The sequence below is a fragment of the [Flexibacter] sp. ATCC 35208 genome, from assembly GCF_001975825.1.
In the GTDB taxonomy this organism is placed as follows: Bacteria; Bacteroidota; Bacteroidia; order Chitinophagales; family Chitinophagaceae; genus Chitinophaga.
On sequence record NZ_MTKN01000004.1, the window covers coordinates 49,691 to 74,481 of the forward strand.

Genomic DNA, 24,791 nt, shown 5'->3' on the forward strand with positions numbered 1-24,791 from the left:
ATTAATGATTATGAGGATACTGATCGCGATTTTATTGTGTACAACAACTGTGCTGGCACAAGACAAAGTACATTATTCCGGTAGTACACTGGTGAATGTTGATTACCACCACGGGCAGTTACAACCCGCTACAGGTGTGCACAACATACAGGTGATGCGGGCCAATCGTAGTAATGGTGGCTGGACTTACAACCATGCCCCCATGCTGGCTTACTGGAATAACCAGTTTTACCTGGAATACCTGAGCGATAGTATCGGCGAAAGCGTACCTCCGGGCCGTACGCTGCTCGTGACCTCCAAAGATGGACAGGCCTGGTCGGAACCATTGGTTATATTTCCCCCCTATAAGATCCCGGATGGCACTTCGAAAGAAGGCCATCCCGGGGTCGCTCGTAATCTGTATGCAGTCATGCATCAGCGGATGGGGTTCTATGTATCAAAGAGCAATCACTTACTGGTATTGGGTTACTATGGCATTTGCCTGGATGCAAAAGATGATCCTAATGATGGCAAAGGAATAGGCAGAGTGGTGAGAGAAATACTGCCTGATGGTAAATATGGACCTATCTGTTTCCTACATTATAACAAGGGCTGGAATAGTGGTAACACGTCTTATCCTGCATACACTACCAGCAAAGACAAGGCATTTATAGCGGCATGCAATGAGCTGATGGCTACGCCACTCATGATGATGCAGTGGAATGAGGAAGCTGATAGAGATGATCCGTTAATCCCCTTACAAAAAAACTATAAAGCATTTTGTTATTACCACCTGCCTAACCATGATGTGGTGGGATTGTGGAAAAATGCGCTCTCTGCTATTAGTAAAGATGAAGGCAAAACATGGTCTGCAGTGGCCCGTGCACCGGGTTTTGTGAATAGTAATGCGAAGATATGGGGACAAAGTACTGCTGATGGCAGGTATGTGACGGTATACAATCCTTCTGAATACAGATGGCCGCTGGCCGTATCTGTGAGTGATGATGGGCTTGATTATAAAAACTTATTACTGGTAAATGGAGAAGTACCGCCTATGCGCTATGGAGGGAATTATAAATCTTATGGGCCACAGTATGTACGGGGAATAGAGGAAGGTAATGGTACGCCTAAGGATGGCAAAGTATGGGTGACTTATAGTATGAACAAGGAGGATATATGGGTGACGGCTATACCTGTGCCGGTTACGACAGATGCTTCTGATTCCTCGTGGAATACATACAGTCCTTTATGGGCACCCGTGACTATTGATGGGGAGCATATCACGCTTTCTGATAAAGATCCTTTTGATTATGCAAAAGCAGAAAAGGTGATCACGCCTGCATCTCAATTAGAGGTTTCTTTTACTGTCACCCCAAAGCAAAATAATTATGGTCAGTTGCAGATTGAGTTAGTAGATAAAAAAGGTACAGGGAGCATTCGCCTCATCTTTGATGCAGATAGCACATTGAAAGCAAAGTCGGGTGCACGCTATAAAAACTTTCTCAAATATGCACCTGATTCTGTATATCATGTTCGTCTTACTGTCAATACTGCCAATCGGTTTTACACCGTGAATGTAAATGGAAAAGATGTATTGACCAGTTTGAGTTTTGCACCGATAGATGCGGTAGCCGGAATCGTATTCCGTACAGGGGAGCCCCGTCATTTCCCGGATGCAGATACTCCTGCTGATGTAGATACGGATCTGCCGGATGGAAACAGTGTAGCATCTAATACTGCAATTTATCATATCCATTCACTTAAAACGAAAGTATTGTAATGCATGCATTGTTGCTGATATTATTATTCCATCTGCGTTGTGAAACGCTGGAAAATCCTGTTGGGATAGATGTTGCGCAGCCGGGGATGAGCTGGGAGATACAAGGGGAGGAGCATGCTGTAATGCAGACGGCTTACCAGATATTGGTAGCTTCTACACCTGAAAAGTTAGCGAAGAATGAAGGTGACCTATGGAATTCAGGGCGGGTGGTGAGTGATCGATCTATTCAGGTAATTTACAAGGGTAAGCGTTTGCGAAGCCGTCAGGACTGCTATTGGAAAGTGAAAGTCTGGACAAATAAGGGAGAAAGTGAATGGAGTAAGCCGGGTCATTGGAGTATGGGATTGTTGTTGGCAAATGACTGGAAGGGGAAATGGATTGGGGTGGATACTTCTTTTGCGTGGGATAGTGCGCATACACAGTTTTCAAGGCTTTCTGCCCGGCATTACAGAAAGGAGTTTACTAGTCAGCAGCATGTTAGGAAGGCTACCTTATATATTGCTGGTCCCGGTTTGTATGAGGGCTTTATGAATGGTGATCGTATTGGTACGCAGGTATTAGCACAATCGCCGACTGATTATAGAAAGACAGTGCGATACAATACCTATGATGTAACAAGTCTTGTGCATAAAGGTGATAATGCGATTGGTGTAACCCTTGGTAATGGCCGTTATTTCACCATGCGTCAAAACTACAAACCTGCCAAGATTAATACTTTCGGGTATCCCCGCTTATTACTACAATTAGAATTGGAATATGATAATGGCAAAAAGCAAATCATTGCCAGTGATAAAAGCTGGCAGTTAACAGCAGATGGTCCTATCCGTACCAACAATGAATACGACGGAGAAGAATACGATGCAGGAAAGGAAATGCCGGGTTGGAGTAAACCCGGGTTCAAAGCCCGGAACTGGCAGGCAGTGGATATCGTACCTGCACCCGGTGGCAAACTCATGGCTCAGCTCAATGAACCACAACGTATTACAGACATCATTAAACCCGTCTCAATAAAGCCCCTGCGCGATAAATGGATCGTAGATATGGGCCAGAACTTTGCAGGTTGGTTACAGATAAAAGTAAAGGGGCTGCGCGGCCAACAGGTGACCATGCGCTTTGCAGAAAGTTTGCAGAAAGATGGAAGTCTGTACGTCGCTAATCTCCGTGATGCAAAGGTTACGGATATCTATACCCTCAAAGGCGGCGGCGTTGAAACATGGCATCCGACCTTTGTGTACCATGGCTTTCGCTATGTGGAAATCAGTGGTGTACTACCTGAAGGTATAGAAGGGCAGGTGATCAATGATGACCTGACTACCATTGGTACATTTGAAACGTCTGATCCTACCCTCAATCAAATATACCAGAATGCTGTATGGGGAATTCGTTCCAACTACAAAGGTATGCCGGTCGATTGCCCGCAGCGCAATGAAAGGATGCCATGGTTAGGAGACAGGACCACCGGCGCCCTGGGCGAGAGTTTCATCTTTGACAATAGTAAGTTGTATGCGAAATGGCTGGATGATATAGAAGATGCACAAACTGAAGCCGGTGCAATCCCTGACGTAGCGCCGGCCTATTGGCGGTATTATTCTGATAATATGACATGGCCGGCTGCTTATATTCTTATTGCTGGTTATCTCTACGACCAGTTTGGTGATGTGGCGCCCATGCGTAAACATTATCCTTCTATGGAACGCTGGCTCACCTACATGCGTGAAAAGTATTTTGTAGATGGCATCATGACGAAGGATAAGTATGGTGACTGGTGTGCGCCTACACCAACCGATGGTAAACTGATCGCTACAGCTATGTATTATCACCTGCTCACGGTCATGGATACCTTTGCAGGTATTTTACACTACCCGGCAGATCAGGCTTTATTTGCACAACAGGCGGCTCAGGTAAAAAAATCATTCAATCGGCAATTTAGAAATGGCAACAATACCAACAATACCCTGACTGCCAATTTGCTCCCGCTATATTTCGATATGGTGCCAGAAAATGAGCGTCAGCAGGTATTTAAAAACATCGTCGATACTATCCATCAGCAAGGTGATCACCTCTCCACTGGCGTGATCGGTACCCAATTCCTGATGCGTGCGCTCACAGAAAACGGACGTCCTGATCTGGCTTATCTGATTGCTGCTGATAGGGACTATCCCGGCTGGGGATACATGATTAATCAGGGCGCCACTACCATATGGGAATTATGGAATGGGGATAAAGCTGCTCCAAACATGAACTCCCAGAATCACATCATGCTGTTAGGAGATTTAATTGTTTGGTTCTATCAAAGCCTTGCTGGTATAAAAGGTGAAAACGGGTTCAAACACATAATAATGAATCCGCAACCTGTGCCCGGTTTGGAAGAGGTAAATGCCAGTTACCAATCAATGCATGGTCTCATCCGTTCACATTGGAAAAAAACTACTGAAGCTTTTGACTGGCAATTCACCATCCCTTCGAATACCACTGCTACGATCTATTTGCCTGCCAATGAACAGGTGCAAATAAATGGTTTAGGCAATGATGCAAAATTCATCAAAGCAGAAAATGACCGCCTCGTGTATGAAATCGGATCTGGTGATTACACTATCCATGTATCCCAACCTGATCGCTGGAAGAAAGGCATCGTCATAGATGAAGACATTTTCACCACTGCACCATTCCCTGAATCACACGCAGCTACTATTGCTGAAACCAGCAAAGGCCTTGTAGCTGCATGGTTTGGTGGTACCAAAGAACGAAACCCGGATGTCGGCATCTGGGTAAGCCGTCAGGTTGCCTGTAAATGGACGGTCCCTGTAGAGGTAGCGAATGGTATACAAAACGATACATTGCGCTATGCCTGCTGGAATCCTGTATTATTCCAGATGCCGGGTGGAGATCTATTGTTGTTTTACAAAGTGGGGCCTAATGTAGGAGGGTGGAAAGGATACATGAAAACCTCTAAAGATGGTGGTATTAGTTGGTCTGCTGCCAGACAATTACCTGATGGTTTCTTAGGCCCTGTAAAGAATAAACCCGTCTTATTGCCGGATGGAAAACTCCTTTGCCCCAGTAGTACAGAAGGTCATGGATGGAACATTCACTTTGAAGTGACGACCGATACAGGTAAAACCTGGACGATGATTGGGCCTTTGAAAAAAAACAGTACCATCAATGCTATTCAGCCCAGTATACTGCAATATGGTGATGGCAAAATGCAGATTCTTTGCCGCAACAAAGGAGGTAATATCGTGCAATCATGGTCACTGGATAGTGGCAAAACATGGTCCCCGCTTTCATTAAACACTTTGCCCAATAATAACTCAGGCACAGATGCCGTCACATTGCAGGACGGTCGTCAGCTGATAGTGTATAACCATGTCAGTACACCAAAAGGTGCTGGCAAAGGAAAGCGTACACCGCTGAATGTGTCTTTGAGTGAGGATGGTATTCACTGGTCTGCCGCTTTAGTGCTGGAAGATTCACCGGTGAGCCAGTACTCTTATCCCGCAGTTATCCAATCATCAGACGGATATATTCACATTGTATACACATGGCGCCGGCAAAGGATCAGGTATGTGAAGATTGATCCCCGGCAACTGGCACTTACACCCATAAATAGCGACATTTGGAAAACAGCAAACGCAGGTTTATAGCGCAATCGGCATTACTGGTAGCAGGCGTTTTTATGCCACGTTCACGCGCGGCAAGAATCCTGGTACCCCATTCATTGCCTGCTGGAGATTTAATGCCTCGTTCGCTCGCGGGCGAAGACTTAATTTCACCTTCACTCATAGCAAAAGACTTAAGGTCTCCTTCACCCGCAGGCGTGTGGAAAGAACCACGTTATCGTATCTCTGTATGTGACTGGATGATCCTGAAACGCCAGAAACTGGGTGCCTTTCAGTTGACCAAAGAAATTGGTGCTGATGGGTTGGAGCTCGACATGGGAGGATTGGGTGACCGTCCTGCATTCGACAATAAACTCAGGGATGCGGCTACCCGTCAGCAGTTCCTGGACAAAGCAAAAGAACTGAACATTGCCATCAGCTCAATTGCTATGTCAGGTTTTTATGCACAATCTTTTGCAGAAAGACCAGAAACACCTGACCTGGTGCAGGATTGTATTGATACCATGGTGGCGATGAAAGTAAAGATCGCCTTTCTGCCACTTGGTGTAAAAGGTGACCTGGTACAACATCCTGCATTACGCCCACAAATAATACAGCGACTCAAAGAAGCGGGTGCAAAAGCAAAAAAGGCGGGTGTGATTATCGGTATAGAAACAGCGTTGTCAGCTGCTGAAGAGGTGAAGTTATTAGACGAGATCAATTCAAAGCATATTCAAAGCTATTTCAACTTCTCTAATGCGATAAAGGAGGGGCGTGATTTACCACAGGAACTAATTACGCTGGGCCGGCATCGTATCTGCCAGATCCATTGTACCAATACAGATGGGGTATGGCTGGAGAATGATCCAAAGATCAATATGCCGGCAGTGAAGAAAACGCTGGACGATATGGGCTGGAGTGGATGGTTAGTAATAGAACGCTCCCGTGATGCAAACGACCCAAAGAATGTAAAAAAGAACTTTAGCGCAAATGCGGCTTATCTGAAATCAATATTCCATGCGTAGGATATTTATTTGTTGCCTTTTATTATTGAGCACATCTGTGCATGCACAGGAAAATGCCAAACCATGGGTATTTTGGTACTGGATGTATGCAGCGGTATCTCAACCCGGTATTCATGCGGATCTGGTAGCTATGAAAGAAGCGGGTTTAGGAGGGGCTTATCTTATGCCCATCAATGGAAAAAGTACTTATACACCTGTAGCAGAGCAATTGTCACCAGCATGGTGGGATCTGGTGCATTATGCTTCACAGCAGGCGGATAGTCTCGGTTTGCAATTAGGTATGCACTTCTGTGATGGATTTGCAGTAGGAGGGGGACCCTGGATTACACCGGCGCTCAGTATGCAAAAAGTAGTGTGGACAACTACTGAGGTAAATGGGGATTTCAATGGCATCTTGTCGCAACCTGCTACGAATGAGGGGTATTATGAAGATATTGCCGTACTGGCTTTTCCTTTTATCAAAGAAGATAAATCGACTCCGGTAGTTACTACAAGTCTTCCCAATGTAAATGCGCAGATCCTTTCCAGTAAAGAGAATAAGGAGAATGTGAAAAGTACTGATCCCTGTTGGATTCAATATACTTATGCCGCGCCATTTACCTGCCGCTCTATTACTATTCGTGGCAATAACTATCAGGCACAGCGCCTGAAACTTTCTGTAAGTGAAGATGGTACACAATTCCATGAAGTATTGCAAATGACAGCGCCGCGCCATGGCTGGCTGGACTCACATGCAGATCATACTTATTCTATTCCGGTGACTACCAGTCGTTATTTCCGTTTTGATTATAACAAAGCAGGTTCAGAACCCGGTGCGGAAGATCTGGATAATGCGAAGTGGAAGCAAAGTCTGAAGATTACAGGGATTCATTTATCTAATCAACCACGCATTGATCAGTATGAAGGAAAAAGTGGGGCTGTTTGGCGCATTAGCAACACAGTTGCCAGTACAGTTCCTGCTCATACCAGTACAAGCAATTCTATTACCAGTAAAATTCCTGCTAATATCAATACAGGCAATTCTAATACCAATACAAGCAATTCTATTACCAGTAAAGTTCCTGCTAATATCAATATAGGCAATTCTATTACCAGTAAAATTCCTACTCATACCAATACAAGCAATTCTATTACCAGTAAAGTTCCTACTCATACCAATACAAGCAATTCTATTACCAGTAAAGTTCCTGCTCATACCAATACAAGCAATTCTATTACCAGTAAAGTTCCTGCTAATACCAATACAAGCAATTCAATTACCAGTACAGTTCCTGCTCATACCAATACAAGCAATTCAATTACTAATGCAGTTCCTACTAATGTCAATACAGACCATGCTATAACCAATTCCGATCTGGCTATTGCTCAGGATCAGATCATTGACCTGACAACCAGAATTGATACCCATGGCCACCTTAAATGGAAAGCTCCCAAAGGTGACTGGACCATTCTACGCATAGGCCACACTTCCACCGGACATAAAAACGTAACCGGTGGAGCTGGTGCTGGATTGGAATGTGATAAGTTCAACCCCGCTGCTGTGCGTTTCCAATTCGATCATTGGTATGGCGAAGCCCTCAAGCGGGCCAAATTGAGTGTATTACATGTAGATAGTTGGGAATGTGGAAGTCAAAACTGGTCGCCTGTATTCAGCGCCGCCTTCAAAAAGCAACATGGATATGACCTGCTTAAATGGCTCCCTGCAATGGCAGGTATACCTGTGGATAACGCTGCTGCCTCTGAGCAATTCTTATTAGATATTCGTCGTACAATCAATAATTTAATTCAGGTTAACTTCTACGATACTTTAAGTGCATTGGCACATACAAATGGTGTTGCTTTCAGTGCTGAAAGTACAGCGCCTATGATCACCGGGGATGGCATGGAGCATTACCATGCTGTTGATTATCCAATGGGTGAATTTTGGTTGAGAAGTCCCACCCACGATAAGCCCAATGACATGCTCGATGCCATTTCCGGTGCGCATGTCTATGATAAACAAATTATTCAGGCAGAAGCATTTACAGAGTTGCGTAATAGCTGGGACGAATATCCAGGCATGTTGAAAACAGGCATTGATCGCAACTTTGCATTAGGAATCAATAAATTAGTCTTTCATGTGTTTGCACATAATCCATGGATGGACAAAAAGCCGGGCATGACCCTGAATGGGATCGGGCTTTATTTTCAGAGAGATCAGACATGGTGGCCTTATGTATCAGCGATGGTGAATTATGTGACCCGGTGCCAGCACTTATTACAACAGGGGAAACCCGTTGTGGATATTGGTGTGTATACAGGGGATAACCTACCTAAAAGAGCTGTTTTGCCAGAGCGTCTGGTACCATTACTACCCACGCTATTTGGAGACAGCACTGTACAAAGAGAAAAGAGAAGATTGGCGAATGTAGGTGAGCCAACCAGAGAGATGCCTGCGGGTGTGACTGCAAGTGCAAATATCTCAAAGGCGGAAGACTGGATAGATCCTTTGCATGGATATGCTTATGACTCTTACAATAAGTTGAGCGATAGTGCGAGATACCGTATATCGCTCAAACTCACGGATACTTTAAAGCATATTGATATTCCTCCTGATTTCATTTCAGGAGAACAGGGTATTGCATGGACACATCGTTCTGCACCTGATAAGGAGATCTATTTTGTTTCTAATCAACAGGAAAAGGAGCGTCACTTGCAATTGTCCTTCCGGGTAAAAGGCAAAACTCCTGTATTGTATGATGCTGTTAATGATGCTTATTTGCAACCGGAGGCTTTTAAAACAAATGCAGATAGAACATCGCTGACATTGTCTCTTCCTCCAAACGGCGCTATGTTTGTTTTATTCACAGACAAACCAATGGATAATGTGCATAAACAAACCTATTATGCACCCTTTCAGACACTAGATAATCCATGGAAGGTAAGCTTTGCACCCAACGATACTGTGTTATTTGAAAAGCTCACGGATTGGAGCCAGCATGCATCAGAGAAGATCAAATACTTTTCTGGTACCGCTCATTATATTCAGAATGTGCATTTGCCAAATCCCCCGTCTACAATTTTGTTAGATGCTGGTAATATTGCCAATATCGCTGCTGTAAAGGTAAATGATATTGACTGTGGCATCATCTGGACGCCACCTTATAGAGTGGATATTTCTAAAGCCGTGCATTCAGGTCTGAATAAAATAGACATAGCTGTTACAAACACATGGGCCAATCGTATAATTGGAGACAGAATTCAAACTGCTGCCAGCAACCGATCCGGAGATAGTAGTCAACTCAAAGAAACCTACACTGTTTTTTCAGACAAGCAGGCCGGTGATCATTTACTCCCCGCAGGTTTATTGGGGCCTGTAAGACTCCTCACCGATTATCAGGTAGCAGACACTGTGATGGAACGCGTCTACAACGAAGTCAAAACTCCTTACAAATATGGTCTTGTGATGGTCCCTGCGAATGATACCCTCAAAATGGACTGCCCGACTATCTTTAGGAAAAACAACCAGTGGTACATGGTCTATATTGTGTTTGACGGTCGGGGTTACGAAACCTGGCTCGCCAAAAGTAAAGACCTTCTTAACTGGCAAACCCTTGGCAAAATGATGTCTTTCTCTGACAGTACAAACTGGGATGCGAATCAGAAAGCGGGTTACACGGCCTTACAGGATTACAAATGGGGTGGTAATTACGAGTGGACTCCCTACAAAGGGAAATATTGGTTATCTTACTTTGGAGGTGCAAGTACAGGTTATGAAGCAGGTTTGTTATCCATTGGTATTGCTTACACAAATAAAGATATTACCAGACCACATGAATGGCAGCGAATGCCACATCCCGTGTTGAAAGCTACTGATACAGATGCTGGCTGGTGGGAAAACAATACTATTTACAAAAGCTCCGTCATCCGGGATGATAAAAAATTAACGGGTCATTCTTTTGTGATGTATTACAATGCAAAAGGGGATAGCATGAAACCTAAGCGAGGTAAGGAACGCATCGGCATGGCGGTATCTGATGATATGGAACATTGGGTAAGGTGGGGAAAGGATCCTTTGCTGGATCATTATACAGGTATTACAGGGGATGCGGTGATTCAGCAAATGGATAGTCTCTATGTCATGTTCTACTATGGTGCATTCTGGAAAGATAAGCCAAAAGAAGCCTTTAACCGTTTTGCCTGTTCTTATGATCTCGTGCATTGGACAGATTGGAAAGGGGCGGATCTTATTAATTCTTCTGAAGCTTATGATAATCTATTTGCGCACAAATCTTTTGTTGTAAAGTGGAAGGGAGTTGTGTATCATTATTATTGTGCGGTAGATAAGGCGGGTCATAGGGGGATAGCGGTGGCGACTTCAGTGGATAAAGGGAAAAGTAAATTGAATTATTAAGTAGAGTCTTACTCAATTGCTGACAGAAATCGTGACTGGGTTACTAAATGAGGTCATGCTCAATTGCTAACTGAAATGTTAAAATAGATTCTTAACTGAATTGTAAATTATGATCCGGATTATACTCATCAGCATCTGTTTAGGTTTCCTGTTTCCAGCCAGCGCGCAGCAGCTATTTGATGACGATTGGTTATTCTATAGAGGCAATGCACAAGGCGCTGAAAATCCTTCATTCAATGATCAGGAATGGAGAAAAATCGACCTGCCACATGATTGGAGTATAGAAGACCTGCCCGGTACCAACTCTCCTTTTAGTCAGGGGGCAATCAGTCAGGTAAGCGGAGGGTTTACAACAGGTGGTACTGGTTGGTATCGTAAGCATTTTACGCTGCAGGCGGATAAAAAGCCCGTCATCCTGCAATTTGATGGGGTTTACATGAATGCAACTGTATGGCTCAATGGGAAGAAACTTGGCAAACATCCATATGGTTATACCACCTTTAGTTTTGATATCACAGATAAGATCATTCCCGGAAAAGAGAATGTACTGGCTGTACTTGTTCGGAATGAAGGAGAGAATAGCCGATGGTATGCTGGTTCCGGAATTTACAGGCATGTATGGTTAAAAAGCAATCAATACAAGATTGCTATTACTACATCAGTTGTAAATAGAAGTTTAGCTACTGTTGCTATTCATACGGAAAAGCCGTGTACTACCCGTATTTACAATCAAAAGGGAACATTGATTACAACAACTTCACCATCCATAATGTCCAGCTCATCCAACCCATCTAAGTCATCTAACCCATCTAAGTCATCTAACCCACACAACCCATCCAACCCATCCAGTTCATCCAACTCATCGAGCTCATTTAACCCATCTAACTCATCTTCCCTGTCTACCGATCAGCAATTCCAGATCTCCAAACCATCCCTCTGGTCAGTAGACACTCCCAACTTATACACCGCCATCACAATTATTGACGGCGATACCATTCGCACTACTTTCGGTATCCGCACCTTCACCGCTGATGCCGTAAACGGTGCCCGGCTGAACGGTCTCCCCATCAAACTAAAAGGCGGCTGCGTTCACCACGACAATGGCCCTCTCGGTGCCAAAGCATACGATCGGGCAGAAGAGAGAAAAGTCGCTCTACTAAAAGCAAGTGGATACAACGCCATCCGTTGTGCCCATAATCCCCCTTCTCCTGCCTTTTTAGACGCTTGCGACCGTTTTGGTGTGTTGGTGATCGACGAAGCATTTGACACCTGGGAAGACCCTAAAAACCCCGAAGACTACCATGTATTCTTCAACGACTGGTGGCAGCGGGACATTGAAAGCATGGTAAACAGGGATAGAAATCACCCTTCTGTCATCATGTGGAGCATAGGCAATGAAATCCCTCACAGGGAAAAACCGGCAGTTGCCGTCGTCGCTCACACCCTGCGTCAATACCTTTTACAGTTGGATAGCACCCGCCTTATTACCTGTGGCGTCAATGGCATTGCTCCTGATAAAGACACTTTCCTCTCTGCCCTAGATGTGGCAGGGTATAATTATGCTTTGGATAAATACGAACCTGATCATGCCCGGGTCCCCAACCGTGTCATCATGGCTACAGAATCTTTCCCGCTGGATGCAGGTGCTTACTGGGAAGGTGTGATTAAACACCCCTGGGTAATTGGTGATTTCGTCTGGACGGCTTTCGACTATATTGGCGAAGCCAGCATCGGTTGGCTTGGTTACATGCAGCATCAGGGTTTTTACCCATGGAACCTTGCTTATTGTGGGGATATTGATATCTGTGGCTGGAAACGTCCGCAATCTTATTATCGCGATGCTCTCTGGATGCCGGATCAGTTATCCCTTTTTGTGCACCCACCACAACCTACTTATCCAACCAACCCAGACAAAGTAGACTGGAGCCGCTGGGAATGGCAGGATGTGACCGATAGCTGGAACTGGCCGGGTAATGAAGGGAAACCATTCGAAGTAGTAGCCTATAGCTCTTATGATCAGGTAGAATTATTCCTCAATGGTAAATCACTGGGTAAAAAAGCAGTAAAAGATCATACTGCCAGCTGGCAGGTACCCTATACAGCAGGTATTCTTACCGCTACTGCCGGGAAAAAGAAAGTATCTCTTTCTACAACCGGGAAAAGTGTTCGCCTGCAATTACAAGCGGATACATTACAGCTTGCACCTAATAATCAGGATCTTGCTTATATCACTGTCAATTTACTGGATAGTGCAGGTCATCTTAATCCAGATGATACGGTATTAATCAATTTCAAATTAGAAGGCCCTGCCACTATCGTAGGTGTAGGCAATGCAGATCCACGTAGTCTGGAAAGTAATCAGTCCTTACAAAGCAGTCAGGCATTACAAAACAATCAGATCGCACAAAGAAAAGCCTTCCATGGCCGTGCGCTTGTCATCATCAAAGCAGGCAAAACACCCGGAGCTATCCGCCTCATTGCCAGCACTCCAAATCTGCAACCTGCTGAGATTACCTTCAATAATCAGGAAAATCCTCTGGTCACCAGTCCAATCTCACAACCAGCCAATACCATTGTTAAAAATAAACAATCTTCCCCCCAATGGATCGGCTATGAAGAAATGCCCGACAGCCTCAGGCTCGTTCCAGGTCTCCCCAATGACAAAACCAAAGCGCAACAGCGGGCCATTACTCCCTTATTCCGTAAATCCTTCACCACCAACAAACCAATAGCAACCGCCAAACTCACCATCACCGGCCTCGGTCATTACGAGTTCACCATCAATGGCAGGAAACCGGTTAATTCCTTCCTCGCCCCCGGCTGGACAAACTACGACAAACGTGTTTTTTACAACACCTACGACATTGCCAATTACCTTCAAAAAGGTGAAAACGTACTCGGCGTCATCGTCGGTAATGGCTTCTACTACATCAACAAAGAAAGATATCATAAACTCCTCACTGCCTTCGGCTACCCAAAAATGTACTGCCAGTTACACATCACCTACACCGATGGTACCACTACTACTATTGTATCTGATCAAAGCTGGAAAACATCACCCTCACCCATTACTTTCACCAGCATTTACGGCGGTGAAGACTACGATGCCAGACTGGAACAGGATGGCTGGGACCGTCCCGGCTTTGATGACAGCAACTGGAAAAACGTTTTATTGGTAAAGGCCCCCACTGGCAAACTGCAAGAAGAAAAAGACTACCCGGTCACCCTCGCCGATACTATATCCGTAAAATCAATCAACAGTATCCCTAATTTAACCCAGGACTCCTCCAATACTTCCGTAAAATCAATCAACAACAGCCAGGACTCCCCCGATACTTCCATCAAATCCCCCACCAACAACTTCCTCCGGACCCCCTCCAATCCCTCCCTCCAATCCCCCACCATCTACGATTTCGGCCAAAACGCCTCCGGCATCATCGCCCTAAAAATAAAAGGCCACAAAGGCCAAACCATCAAACTCACCCCTTCCGAATTACTCACCCCCACCGGCCTCGCCAACCAGCGCGCCACCGGCAAACCTTATTACTACTCCTATACCCTAAAAAGTGATGAAGTAGAAGAATGGCAACCCCGGTTCACCTACTACGGCTTTCGTTATGTACAAATAGAAGGCGCTACCCCCAATCAGATCCTCGACCTGAAACTATTACACAACCGTAACTCCTCTCCTGAAAACGGTACCTTCGAATGCTCCAACCCCTTGTTCAATCAAATCTACACCCTGATCAAATGGGCTATCAAAAGCAACCTCCAAAGCGTAGTCACCGACTGCCCACATCGCGAAAAACTCGGCTGGCTGGAACAGGATTACCTCATGGGCAATTCTATTCAATATAATTACGACATCCGCCTGCTCTATCAAAAGTTAGTCAACGACATGATCGATGCACAAACACCTGAAGGCCTCGTTCCCGACATCGCTCCCGAATATGTCTTCTTCGATGACAAAGGCTTCGGCTTCCGCGACTCTCCTGAATGGGGCAGTGCCTGCGTGATCCTGCCATGGCTCCTCTACAAATGGTATGGTGATAGCACAACCATGCAAAACGCCTACCCTATGATGCAACGTTACATTGCTTACTTAGAAAGTAAGGCAAACAATCACATCTTATCCTACGGTCTTGGCGACTGGTTTGACTATGGTCCTGCCCGTCCCGGCGTAGCACAATTAACCCCCAAAGAACTGACAGCCACTGCTATCTATTACTACGATTGCAAGCTACTCGCCGACATAGCCACCATCTTAAAAAAGAAAGAAGCCAAAACTTATCAAAAACAAGCCATAAACATCAAACAAAGTTTTAACAACACCTTTTTCAACAAACAAACCAACATGTACGCCACCGGCAGTCAAACTGCCATGGCCATGCCCCTGTGCGTAGGTCTCGTAGATGAAGTAAACAAGACCAAAGTTTTCAAAAACCTCATAGACAGCATCACAACCAACAATAATAAACTCACCGCCGGCGATATCGGGTTTCACTTCCTGATACAAGCTTTCCACCAGGGAAACGCTTCCCGGATCATCTACGACATGAACTGTCGTAACGACGTGCCCGGCTACGGCTACCAGATCGCCAAAGGCGCCACCGCCCTCACCGAATCATGGCCCGCCCTCGCTGAAGTCTCCAACAACCACCTCATGCTCGGCCACATCATGGAATGGTTCTTCAGTGGCCTCGCCGGTATCCAGCAATCAGAAAACTCCATCGCCTACCGCGATATTATCATCTGTCCCGAAATAGTAGGGGATGTCACCTACGCGAAAGGTACTTACAACACACACAACGGTACAATCGTCAGCCAATGGGAAAAAGGTCAACTTTTTAAGTTATATGTAAACATTCCTCCAAACACAAATGCAACTATAAAGATCCCTGCCACCCCCACCCAGCACATTACCCAAATGAGTGAGCCTGTCAAGCCCACACACTACGAAAACGGCAGAGCTATTATCAGGATAACCTCAGGTCAATACTTATTTACAGTGATTTAATACCGCACTGTTAAAAAAAATATAAAAAGTTGGCGCACGTTTATAAAATTTTTTTAGATTTGTTACTCAACCTTGTGTAATTACAAGATCACGTTATGGCATTTATTGATTAATCCAGTGTGTTAGTTATTTGATTAATCCAGTGTGTTATTTTTTTCACTTAAAACTTATTGCTGAACCAAAAAATAGACGTAGCAACCATCTTTATTTAATTAAACTAAAACGATTTACTTATTAACCCTTGCACTGAACGGTGTTCGGGGCTGTATCATATGTCCATAAAAGAGTAATCAGATCACATACAAATTAGTTCCATGATGAAAAGAAACAACCATTTCATGCGTTGTACAGGATTGCTATTCCTGTTAACCATGCTGCACTTTCATACCCTGATGGCCCAGCAAAAAAAGGTCACAGGGCAGGTCTCAGGTAAGGAAGGACCCCTCACAAATGTATCCGTGCAGATAAAGGGCACCACTATAGGTGCATACACAGATGACAAAGGACAGTTCACTATTTCAGTACCCAATTCCAGCGCTGTACTTGTAGTTCGCTATGTAGGCATGGAAACAAAAGAAGTACCTGTAGGCGATCAGACAAACCTGAATATTGTACTCACCTCATCTGCCAGTGATCTGAGCGAAGTGGTCGTAGTCGGTTATGGTACTACCAAACGGCAGGACCTCACAGGTAGTGTGGGTAGCGTGAACGCCGATGAGCTGATGGAAAGACCCTCCCTTACCCTGCAACAAGCCATGGCAGGTAAAGTAGCCGGTGTAAACGTCAATACCAACTCAGGTCGCCCCGGTGGCCGTACCAACGTACGTATCCGCGGTTTTGGTTCCATCAAGGCTACCAACGATCCGCTGTATGTAGTAGATGGTATCGTATATCCTGCTGATATCTCTACCATCAACCCAAATGATATCGAAAGCATGGACATCCTCAAAGATGCATCTGCTACCGCTATCTATGGTACCCGTGGTGCGAACGGTGTAATCATGATCACTACTAAAAAAGGTAGTAAAAAAGGAGGTCAGGTGAGCTACTCCGGTTATGTTAGCGCCGGTAAAATGGCACGTAAACAGGATGTGCTGAATTCAAAAGAATTCCTCGCTACTGAAGACTTGGCCTATGCCAACGCTGCCAAATACGATCCTACCGGTTTCGCAAATGGCGCATACAAAGATCCTAAAGTAAAACGTGCTCAATATATAGGTACACTCTTCGACGACAACCTCAATCCACTCTATGATGTAGACTGGCAGGATGCCGTAACCCGTACCGCTATCAGCCAGGGACATAACCTGTCTTTCACAGGCGGCGATGAAAAATCTACTTATGGTTTATTTCTTGGCTATAACGATGAACAGGGGGTGATTAAAAATTCTTATGCTAAAAGATATACTGCCCGCGCTACTATCGACCGTCAAATGAATGACTGGCTGAAAGTAGGTGGTAGCATCGGTTATGTGGTAAACAAGGAAAAAAGACAGGATGCAACCACTGGTGGTAACAACGTGACCCGCCAGATGATTGAAATGATTCCTATCGTTCCTTTCAAATATCCTGACGGTACTTACGGTAAAAGAGGCGATTATGAAGGCATGGAATCAGGCGATAACCCGCTCTCCCAGTTGTATGAAGACAACCGTCTGTATAATAACAACGTATTTAACGGTAACGCATATGCAAATATCCGGCTGTACAAAGACCTGACATTTACCAGTACCGTGGGTGCCAACGTGCGTGATGAGTACGATCCTTATTTCAACAGTACCTTGTCCAACCTGGCCAATGAATATGGTAAAAACTATGCGGAGATCACCTCTTACCGCTCTACTTTCTACCAGTGGGAAAACCACTTCTCGTACAATAAGACAATCGGTAAAGACCATCGCATCAGTGCAACCGCAGGTCAGGAAATACAGAAGTTAGACTACCTGAAATATGTGGTAGCTGTTCAAAGTCTGAGTGATGACTACTACGAATGGAATAACCTGGGCTCTGCCTCAACGGTGAACACACCATCGTCTGAAGCTTACACATGGGCAATGGCTTCCTTCTTTGCCAGAGCGAACTATGCATACAAAGATCGTTATCTGGTCACATTCACCGGTCGTTACGATGGTAGCTCCCGCTTTGGTGCAGACAATAAGTTTGCCTTCTTCCCATCTGCGGCAGTAGGCTGGCGTGTGTCTGAAGAACCTTTCCTGAAAGACAATCCAACTGTCAATAACCTGAAACTGCGTGCCAGCTATGGTCTGACCGGTAACTCTGAAATTGGTCAGTATAAGTCACTGGCAAACATGACTTCGAATACCCTGATCTTCAACGGTAGCCGTGCTGCCGGTACTGTGATCAGTACCATGGCAAACCCTGACCTGAAATGGGAAAAAACCAGACAGGTGGATGTGGGTTTTGACGTCTCTCTCTTCGATAGCCGGCTGAACATCGCTGCAGATTATTATAAAAAGAATACCAAAGACCTGTTGCTCGATGCGCCAGTACCTGCTTCCAGCGGTTATACTACACTGACCCGTAACATCGGTAGCCTGCAGAACTCCGGTTTTGAGTTCAGTGTGAATGCTGTGAACATCGATCGTAAGAATTTCTCCTGGAATACTACGCTCAACTTTTCCACACTGAAAAACAAAATCACTGCACTTGGAAGCAACAATGAAGATATTTACATGAACCCGAACTTCCTGGATTATACCAACATCCTGCGTGTGGGTAAATCTGTAAGTTCCTTCTATGGTTACGTACGTGAAGGTACCTGGGGTACAGCTGAAGAAACAGAAGCCACCAAGTATGGAGCCAAACCCGGTGACCTGAAGTTCAAAGACATGAACGACGATGGCCAGATCAACAGCCAGGACCGCACCATCATCGGTAAAGGTATTCCTGACTGGTATGGTACATTGTCCAACACTTTCCGCTACAAACAATTTGACTTCCTGCTGGAATTACAATATTCCTATGGTAATGACGTATTCAAACTCTCAGAACACTCTTCAGAAGACAGAACTGGTATTGCAAACAGCTTTGCCACCGTACTGAATGCATGGACACCTGAGCACCAGAATACACCTATTGCCCAGATCAGGCCTACTGCTGCCGGTTACACCAGTAAATTGGATAACCACAAAGTGGAAAACGGCTCTTTTATCAGGGGCAAGAACATCAGCTTTGGTTATAACCTGGCAGCACTTACCTGTAAGCGCCTGGGGGTAAGCAATGCACGTGTATATGTCGCTGCACAGAACTTCTTCCTGATTACCAAATACATAGGTTATGATCCGGAAACGACTACATGGGACGACACCTTTGCACAGGGCATGCAGTTCCATGACTATCCCAAAGCAAGAACTGTCATGCTTGGACTGAATGTAACTTTCTAATCACGGACCTTTTAAATGCACATTATGAACCGCAGTATAATAGTATTATTAAGCCTCTCCCTGATGGGAATGACAGGCTGTAGTAAATTCCTGGAAGAAAAGAATCCTTCATCTATTACAACGGATAATTATTATAAAAATGCCACCCAGGCACAATCAGCCGTGGATGGTGCTTACGAACAACTGAGAGTATTCCAGAACGGAGACGGCTATGGCGAAACACCATGGATCTCTATGGAAATGTTGGTAGGACATGCCAAAACACTGGGACAGAGTACCTACAACAGTAGCATGATCAAACACACCGCAGGTACCAGCGATCCTGTATTCATGTCTGTATGGAAAGGGTTTTACAATGGTATCTCCAATTGTAACGTGGCCATCCAGCACATCCCGGATGTAAGTATGGATGAGTCCCAGAAGAGCAACCTGATGGGACAATTATATTTCCTGCGTGCATTCTACTACTACCATCTGGTAAGATTGTATGGTGATGTTCCACTGGTACTGACAGCTGTAAGCGCCAACAGTCCTGATCTGTACCCAAGTCGTACCGCTGCTGCTGATGTATATGACCAGATCGTAAAAGACCTGCAGCTGGCAGAAGCCTCTTCTTTGCCAACGACTGACGTGACCGGCCGTGTATCTGTAATGGCAGTAAAATCTCTGCTGTCCAGCGTATACCTGACCATGGCAGGGTATCCATTGCAGAAAGGTAGTTCCTACTATCAGCTGGCTGCCGATAAAGCTGCCGAAGTAATAGATGGTGGTGGCTATGAACTGTTCACCAGTTATGCTTACCTGCATGACAGGGCACATAAAAACGGCAGTGAGTTCATCCTGCAGGTACAGTATTCCGGAAGTATTGTTTCTAACAATATTGCCCGTCTGATCATTCCTGAAAAGATCGGTATCTCTAAGTTCGGTGATGAATATGGTGCGCTCATGCCATACAACCAGTTTGTAAATTCATACGAAACCGGCGATAAACGTACAGAAGAAAAACAATTCTTCTTCACGAATTACAACGGCAGAGATTTCGGTGAATATGCACTGTATAAATACTGGCTGGAAGAAGCCGCGAATCCAACTACCGGCGATGCAAACTCAGATGAGAACTGGACACTGTTCCGTTTGCCAGAGATCATGCTGATCTATGCAGAAGCCAGCAATGAAGTAAGCGGCCCTACTGATAAAGCCTATACACAGATCAATGCGATCCGTGCAAGGGCAAATCTGGCGCCTCTGTCTGGTCTGAGCCAGGCTGATTTCCGCCAGCAGGTGTACAAAGAGCGTTATCATGAACTGGCCTTCGAAGACAAAGCCTACTTCGATATACAACGTACACATATGATCTATGATCTGCCAAACAATGTATTTGTAGATGCGACCAGCGCTGCAAATATTCAGGGTGTAACTTTCACAACCAAGTATTACATCTGGCCACTGCCGCAGAATGAACTGGATGCGAATAAGAATCTGACACAAAATGAAGAATGGAAATAAGGTATTCTCTCAAAATACTTAAATAAAAAAACGTCCGCGAAAGCGGACGTTTTTTTTAAATAGGGTTCTTAAGGATAGGTGGGGTTGTGTTCATTTTATCTTTACTTTATCAATCCTTGTTTTTCTGCAGCTAACTGCGCGTTGATCTTCGTTACCATATCATCATAGTGTAACTTAGTCAGCTTGTCCAGTCCCGCATTTGCCGCTTGTTTTTTACACAAAGCTAATACGGTCATCAGGTTGTCTTTCACCATTGCTCTTTCATCTGATTTCTCAAAGTTGAAACCAAACGGCATGACCTGATCGCTGATATTACCTTCGCCCTGGTTTGCAAATACCTGCTGCATCAATCTGGCTACATATCCTTTTTGCAAAGCACGGCGGTACATATCTACATTCTTACCTGCATAAGCCTCTGTAAAGATGCCTTTGTTCAGGTCACCTAACATTTCTGTCAGTGTATATACTTTTACATGCTTCTGTGCTGCATACACCTGCTCAGACCATAAGAGACGGCTGAAACGTGCACGGCCCAGTATAGCGTTCAGCATATCGCGCTGTGCATCGTTAATCTCAGTAGCAAAGTTCATTGTGGTTCTGTTCAGCAGCTCACTGTTCAACCAGGTTGGCGTTTCAAACAATTGCTTGTTGATAAATGCCATTGCTGCTTTCTGCTTTTCATATGGAGCTGGCTCTACGTTGCTGTTGCCTGCATCGCCCACCATATTTTCAGTCACGTATACGCTACCGATGTTTGCCACAGCATGACCCATGTACATGAAGAACTGGCTGTACAGGGTTTTGATCTGCTCCATTGGCTTATCAAAATCTTCCCCTTTCTCACCAGCCCAACTCAGTACACCCGGCATTAATCTTTTCAGATTTTTGATACCATATTCACCCGCTTTTACTGCATCGTCGCCGAGGTCTTCGTTCTGACAACGGGCATCTGTGAAGTTCACTTCGCTGCCGAAGTACAGGCGGTGGTTAGCAGCAAGGCTATCGCTCACCATTTTGGACAGGGCTGTTTTTTCTTCTTCAGCAGTTTTGTATTCCTTGTGCATATCATATCCCCATTGAATGGCCCAGAAATCGTAGTCATTTATACGTGGGAATAAACCGGCTTCACCAATATGATCTTCAGGCTGTGCTACGTAGTTGAAACGTGCATAGTCCATGATAGAAGGTGTATGACCATGTGCTTCCACCCATGCTTTGTCGCGCAGTTTCTCAACAGGTACAGTGGAGCTTGAACCGAAGTTGTGCAGCAGACCCAGTGTGTGACCTACTTCATGAGAAGATACGAAACGGATGAGCTGACCCATCAGAGAATCTGGCAGTTCATTGTTCAGTGCACGCGGATCAACAGCACCACATTGTGCCATATACCAGCGTTGCAGCAGGCTCATTACGTTGTGATACCAGAAGATGTGGCTCTCGATGATCTCACCGCTACGAGGGTCAGATACGCTTGGACCCATTGCATTGGCAATCACAGATGGACGATAGATGATAGCAGAGTGAGTGGCATCGTCAATGCTCCAGGTGCTGTCTTCTTCTTTGGTAGGTGCAATGCGTGCATATACAGCATTTTTGAAACCGATCTTTTCAAAGGCTTTCTGCCAGTCGTTTACACCCTGCATCAGGTAAGGTACCCATTTCTTAGGGGTAGTAGGATCAATGTAGTATACGATTGGTTTAGCTGGTTCTACCAGTTCACCACGTTTGTATTTCTCTACATCTTCCGGTTTTGGTTCCAGTCTCCAGCGTTTTACATAGATCTTTTCTTTTACTCCCTGTGGATCTGCATCGAAGTCAATATGACCTACGGCGAAGTAACCTACGCGGCCATCCATCGCTCTTGGTTTCATTGGCTTTTCAGGCAGCAGGACCATAGAAGAGTTCAGCTCTACGGTATAGGAAGAAGAGGTAGGGTTCAGACCCGCATTGTAAGTCTTTACGGCATGAACCTCTACATTGGAAGCAAATGCACGTACATAATCTACAAAGCTGCGGTCGTTTGCCTGTGCACCCATGCCAGCTTTGTCTTTGAGCGCTTTTTTCTGGAAGTACAATACTTCGTTGTCGCTGTTTACAAAGTCTGTCGCATCGAATACAACACCGCTGGAATCAGGGGCGTAAGCAGCGATCGTAAAAGCCATGGCAATTGCCTGTACATTGTTCTTTTGTACGCTGGCGAACATTGATTTGGTACTGTCATCACTATATTCTCTGAAAGAGATACGGCGGAGTAATAATTTTTTAGCAGGACCCAGTTCAAACCTGAACACAGTTTCACCAATCTGATCGCCTGAATAACCTGAGCTACCATTGCGCATTTCGGCAGATGCTTTTGAAATACGGCTCACGATGAGAATGTCTCTACCCATCATTTTGTTAGGAACCTCGAAGAAGTACTTTTCATCTTTCTGGTGTACAGTAATAAAACCCTTGCTGGACTTCATATCAGCAGTGATCACATCCTTGTATGGTTTAACAGGTATGCTGGTGGGTTTCTTGGTTGTGTCAGCAGGTGTGGCGCCTTTCTGTGCGGTGGGCTGTTGTTTCTTCTTGTGTCTAAAGATCTGACCATGAACGGTGGTCACCGCCATAAGAGAAACTCCTATGGCGATGGCTATCGTTGAACGTTGGCTTTTTAGCATGATTTGTTTGAATTTTGTTATTTATTTCTAGTAACCATCATTCTGAATAAGGTTGGGATTTGCCTGTATCTGTGTAGAAGGAATAGGAAGCAGTGCAGCAGTAGATTTCCAGGAAGATTTCTCAGCACCCAGTACTGCATCAATAGTGCCTGTACGTTTCAGATCGTACCAGCGGTTGCCCCACTCGAATGCCATTTCAACCTGGCGTTCGTGGTAGATGGCAGTCAGCAGATCTTCGTCAGTACCAGCGTAGCCAGCGAGACCCGCTCTTGATCTTACGATATTCAGATTCGTAATCGCATCTGAGGTATTGCCCAGGTGTGCCTGCGCTTCTGCCAGTACCAGGTACATATCAGCGAGGCGGAACATTACATATGCCTCCCTGTTAGCTGCATCATATGTCCGGTTCTTGTATTTTGTCGGGTAATTATATGTGGTTCCATATAATGTAGTTTGCGTGATCCAGGTGGCCTTACGGAGGTCATTTGCTTCAAATGCATTCACCAGGATAGGATTTACCTGGTAAGCTGGAGCAGAGTAGATAGAAGATGGCAGTAAGGTATAACCTTCACCCGTCTGAAAGTTAGAAGTGCTCACAATGCTACCGGGCAGGTTCCAGATGACTTCATTGCTGGACTGATAAAATACAGTGGATGGCGTGGATGCCATTGCATAAAGACCGGAGGCTAAGATCTGATTTACCATCTGCGCTGCACTATCCCATTGCTGGCGGTATAAGAATACCTTGGCAGAAAGTGCCATCGCTGTGTACAGGTTTGGACGGTATTTGGTGCCGGAAGTAGACGGATATTTTGCCTTGAGCAGGGAACGGGCTTCTGCCAGATCTGCTAGGATCAGTTTATACACTTCATCTACAGTTACTCTTGGTTGGGTAGCGGTCACGTTATAATCGGTAACGGTGACCAAAGGTACACCACCAAACAGGTTTACCATCTGGAAGTAATAAAAGGCACGGTCAAATTTCATCTCAGCTACGAGTGCACGTTTAAGTGAGTCACTGATAGCAGAAGTACCGCTAATGCCAGCTATACAGCTGTTCATCTGGTAAATATTGGTGTATGCTGAATTCCACAAAGTGGATGCAGTTCCATCGTCTGCCAGGTAGGCGTTGTTTACATAAGTAGAACTATAGGCATATATCAGTTCATCGGCAGCCTGGCCTCCATTGACAGTCACTATAGTAGCGCCAATAGAACCACCGGAAGCATTTGCTTTAAAGTTGGAATAGACACCAGCTACAGCAGACATGATATCTGCACTGTCGCTAAAAACGGTGCCTTCTGTAATCTGATCAATTGGATGAGCAGGAATATCAACCAGCTTGTTACAGGACATGGCGAACAGGGCTGCCGCCGCAATTATATATATAGAACGATTCTTCTTCATGATAGATACATTTTAAAC

General features: G+C 45.0%; 9 protein-coding genes. 7 read left to right on the forward strand and 2 right to left on the reverse strand.

All coding sequences use genetic code 11. The features are described 5' to 3' along the window. Window positions 1–10: 10 nt before the first annotated feature. The 7 genes from BW716_RS04355 (at window position 11) to BW716_RS04385 (ending at window position 20,703) form a co-directional block, all read left to right on the forward strand. A complete protein-coding gene (locus BW716_RS04355) occupies window positions 11–1,759 on the forward strand; it encodes an exo-alpha-sialidase (RefSeq protein ID WP_235643471.1) in 1,749 nt (582 codons plus the stop codon). Further along, on the forward strand, window positions 1,759–5,403 hold the full coding sequence (locus tag BW716_RS04360) for a family 78 glycoside hydrolase catalytic domain (protein ID WP_083721301.1): 3,645 nt from the start codon (window positions 1,759–1,761) through the stop codon (window positions 5,401–5,403). Before BW716_RS04355 ends, BW716_RS04360 begins: the two co-directional genes overlap by 1 nt. Beyond that, window positions 5,376–6,383 (forward strand): sugar phosphate isomerase/epimerase, encoded by a 1,008-nt coding sequence (locus BW716_RS04365; protein ID WP_235643473.1) that lies wholly within the window; start codon window positions 5,376–5,378, stop codon window positions 6,381–6,383. Before BW716_RS04360 ends, BW716_RS04365 begins: the two co-directional genes overlap by 28 nt. Then, a complete protein-coding gene (locus tag BW716_RS37470) occupies window positions 6,376–10,776 on the forward strand; it encodes a glycosyl hydrolase (RefSeq protein WP_083721303.1) in 4,401 nt (1,466 codons plus the stop codon). Before BW716_RS04365 ends, BW716_RS37470 begins: the two co-directional genes overlap by 8 nt. A gap of 109 nt (window positions 10,777–10,885) precedes the next feature. After that, complete coding sequence (locus tag BW716_RS37475) at window positions 10,886–15,793, forward strand: family 78 glycoside hydrolase catalytic domain (RefSeq protein WP_083721304.1); 4,908 nt, start codon at window positions 10,886–10,888, stop codon at window positions 15,791–15,793. Between the two features lie 314 nt (window positions 15,794–16,107). After that, the gene (locus BW716_RS04380; RefSeq protein WP_083721305.1) at window positions 16,108–19,197 is read left to right on the forward strand and encodes a TonB-dependent receptor; all 3,090 of its coding nucleotides are present in this window, start codon (window positions 16,108–16,110) and stop codon (window positions 19,195–19,197) included. A gap of 24 nt (window positions 19,198–19,221) precedes the next feature. Beyond that, window positions 19,222–20,703: a RagB/SusD family nutrient uptake outer membrane protein gene (locus BW716_RS04385; protein WP_083721425.1), complete on the forward strand. Its 1,482-nt coding sequence runs from the start codon at window positions 19,222–19,224 to the stop codon at window positions 20,701–20,703. Between the two features lie 101 nt (window positions 20,704–20,804). Here the strand turns inward: BW716_RS04385 and BW716_RS04390 are convergent, their stop codons facing one another. Together BW716_RS04390 and BW716_RS04395 are read right to left on the reverse strand one after the other, a co-directional pair. Further along, on the reverse strand, window positions 20,805–23,366 hold the full coding sequence (locus BW716_RS04390) for a zinc-dependent metalloprotease (RefSeq protein WP_083721306.1): 2,562 nt from the start codon (window positions 23,364–23,366) through the stop codon (window positions 20,805–20,807). A gap of 27 nt (window positions 23,367–23,393) precedes the next feature. Further along, window positions 23,394–24,773, reverse strand: coding sequence for a RagB/SusD family nutrient uptake outer membrane protein (locus BW716_RS04395; protein WP_083721307.1), 1,380 nt, complete (start codon window positions 24,771–24,773; stop codon window positions 23,394–23,396). Window positions 24,774–24,791: the final 18 nt, after the last annotated feature.

Coding starts and splice junctions, on each gene's coding strand:
- BW716_RS04395 (WP_083721307.1), bottom strand. CDS start 24,773: ATGAAGAAGAATCGTTCTATATATATAATTGCGGCGGCAGCCCTGTTC.
- BW716_RS04360 (WP_083721301.1), top strand. CDS start 1,759: ATGCATGCATTGTTGCTGATATTATTATTCCATCTGCGTTGTGAAACG.
- BW716_RS04390 (WP_083721306.1), bottom strand. CDS start 23,366: ATGCTAAAAAGCCAACGTTCAACGATAGCCATCGCCATAGGAGTTTCT.
- BW716_RS37470 (WP_083721303.1), top strand. CDS start 6,376: ATGCGTAGGATATTTATTTGTTGCCTTTTATTATTGAGCACATCTGTG.
- BW716_RS37475 (WP_083721304.1), top strand. CDS start 10,886: ATGATCCGGATTATACTCATCAGCATCTGTTTAGGTTTCCTGTTTCCA.
- BW716_RS04355 (WP_235643471.1), top strand. CDS start 11: ATGAGGATACTGATCGCGATTTTATTGTGTACAACAACTGTGCTGGCA.
- BW716_RS04385 (WP_083721425.1), top strand. CDS start 19,222: ATGAACCGCAGTATAATAGTATTATTAAGCCTCTCCCTGATGGGAATG.
- BW716_RS04380 (WP_083721305.1), top strand. CDS start 16,108: ATGATGAAAAGAAACAACCATTTCATGCGTTGTACAGGATTGCTATTC.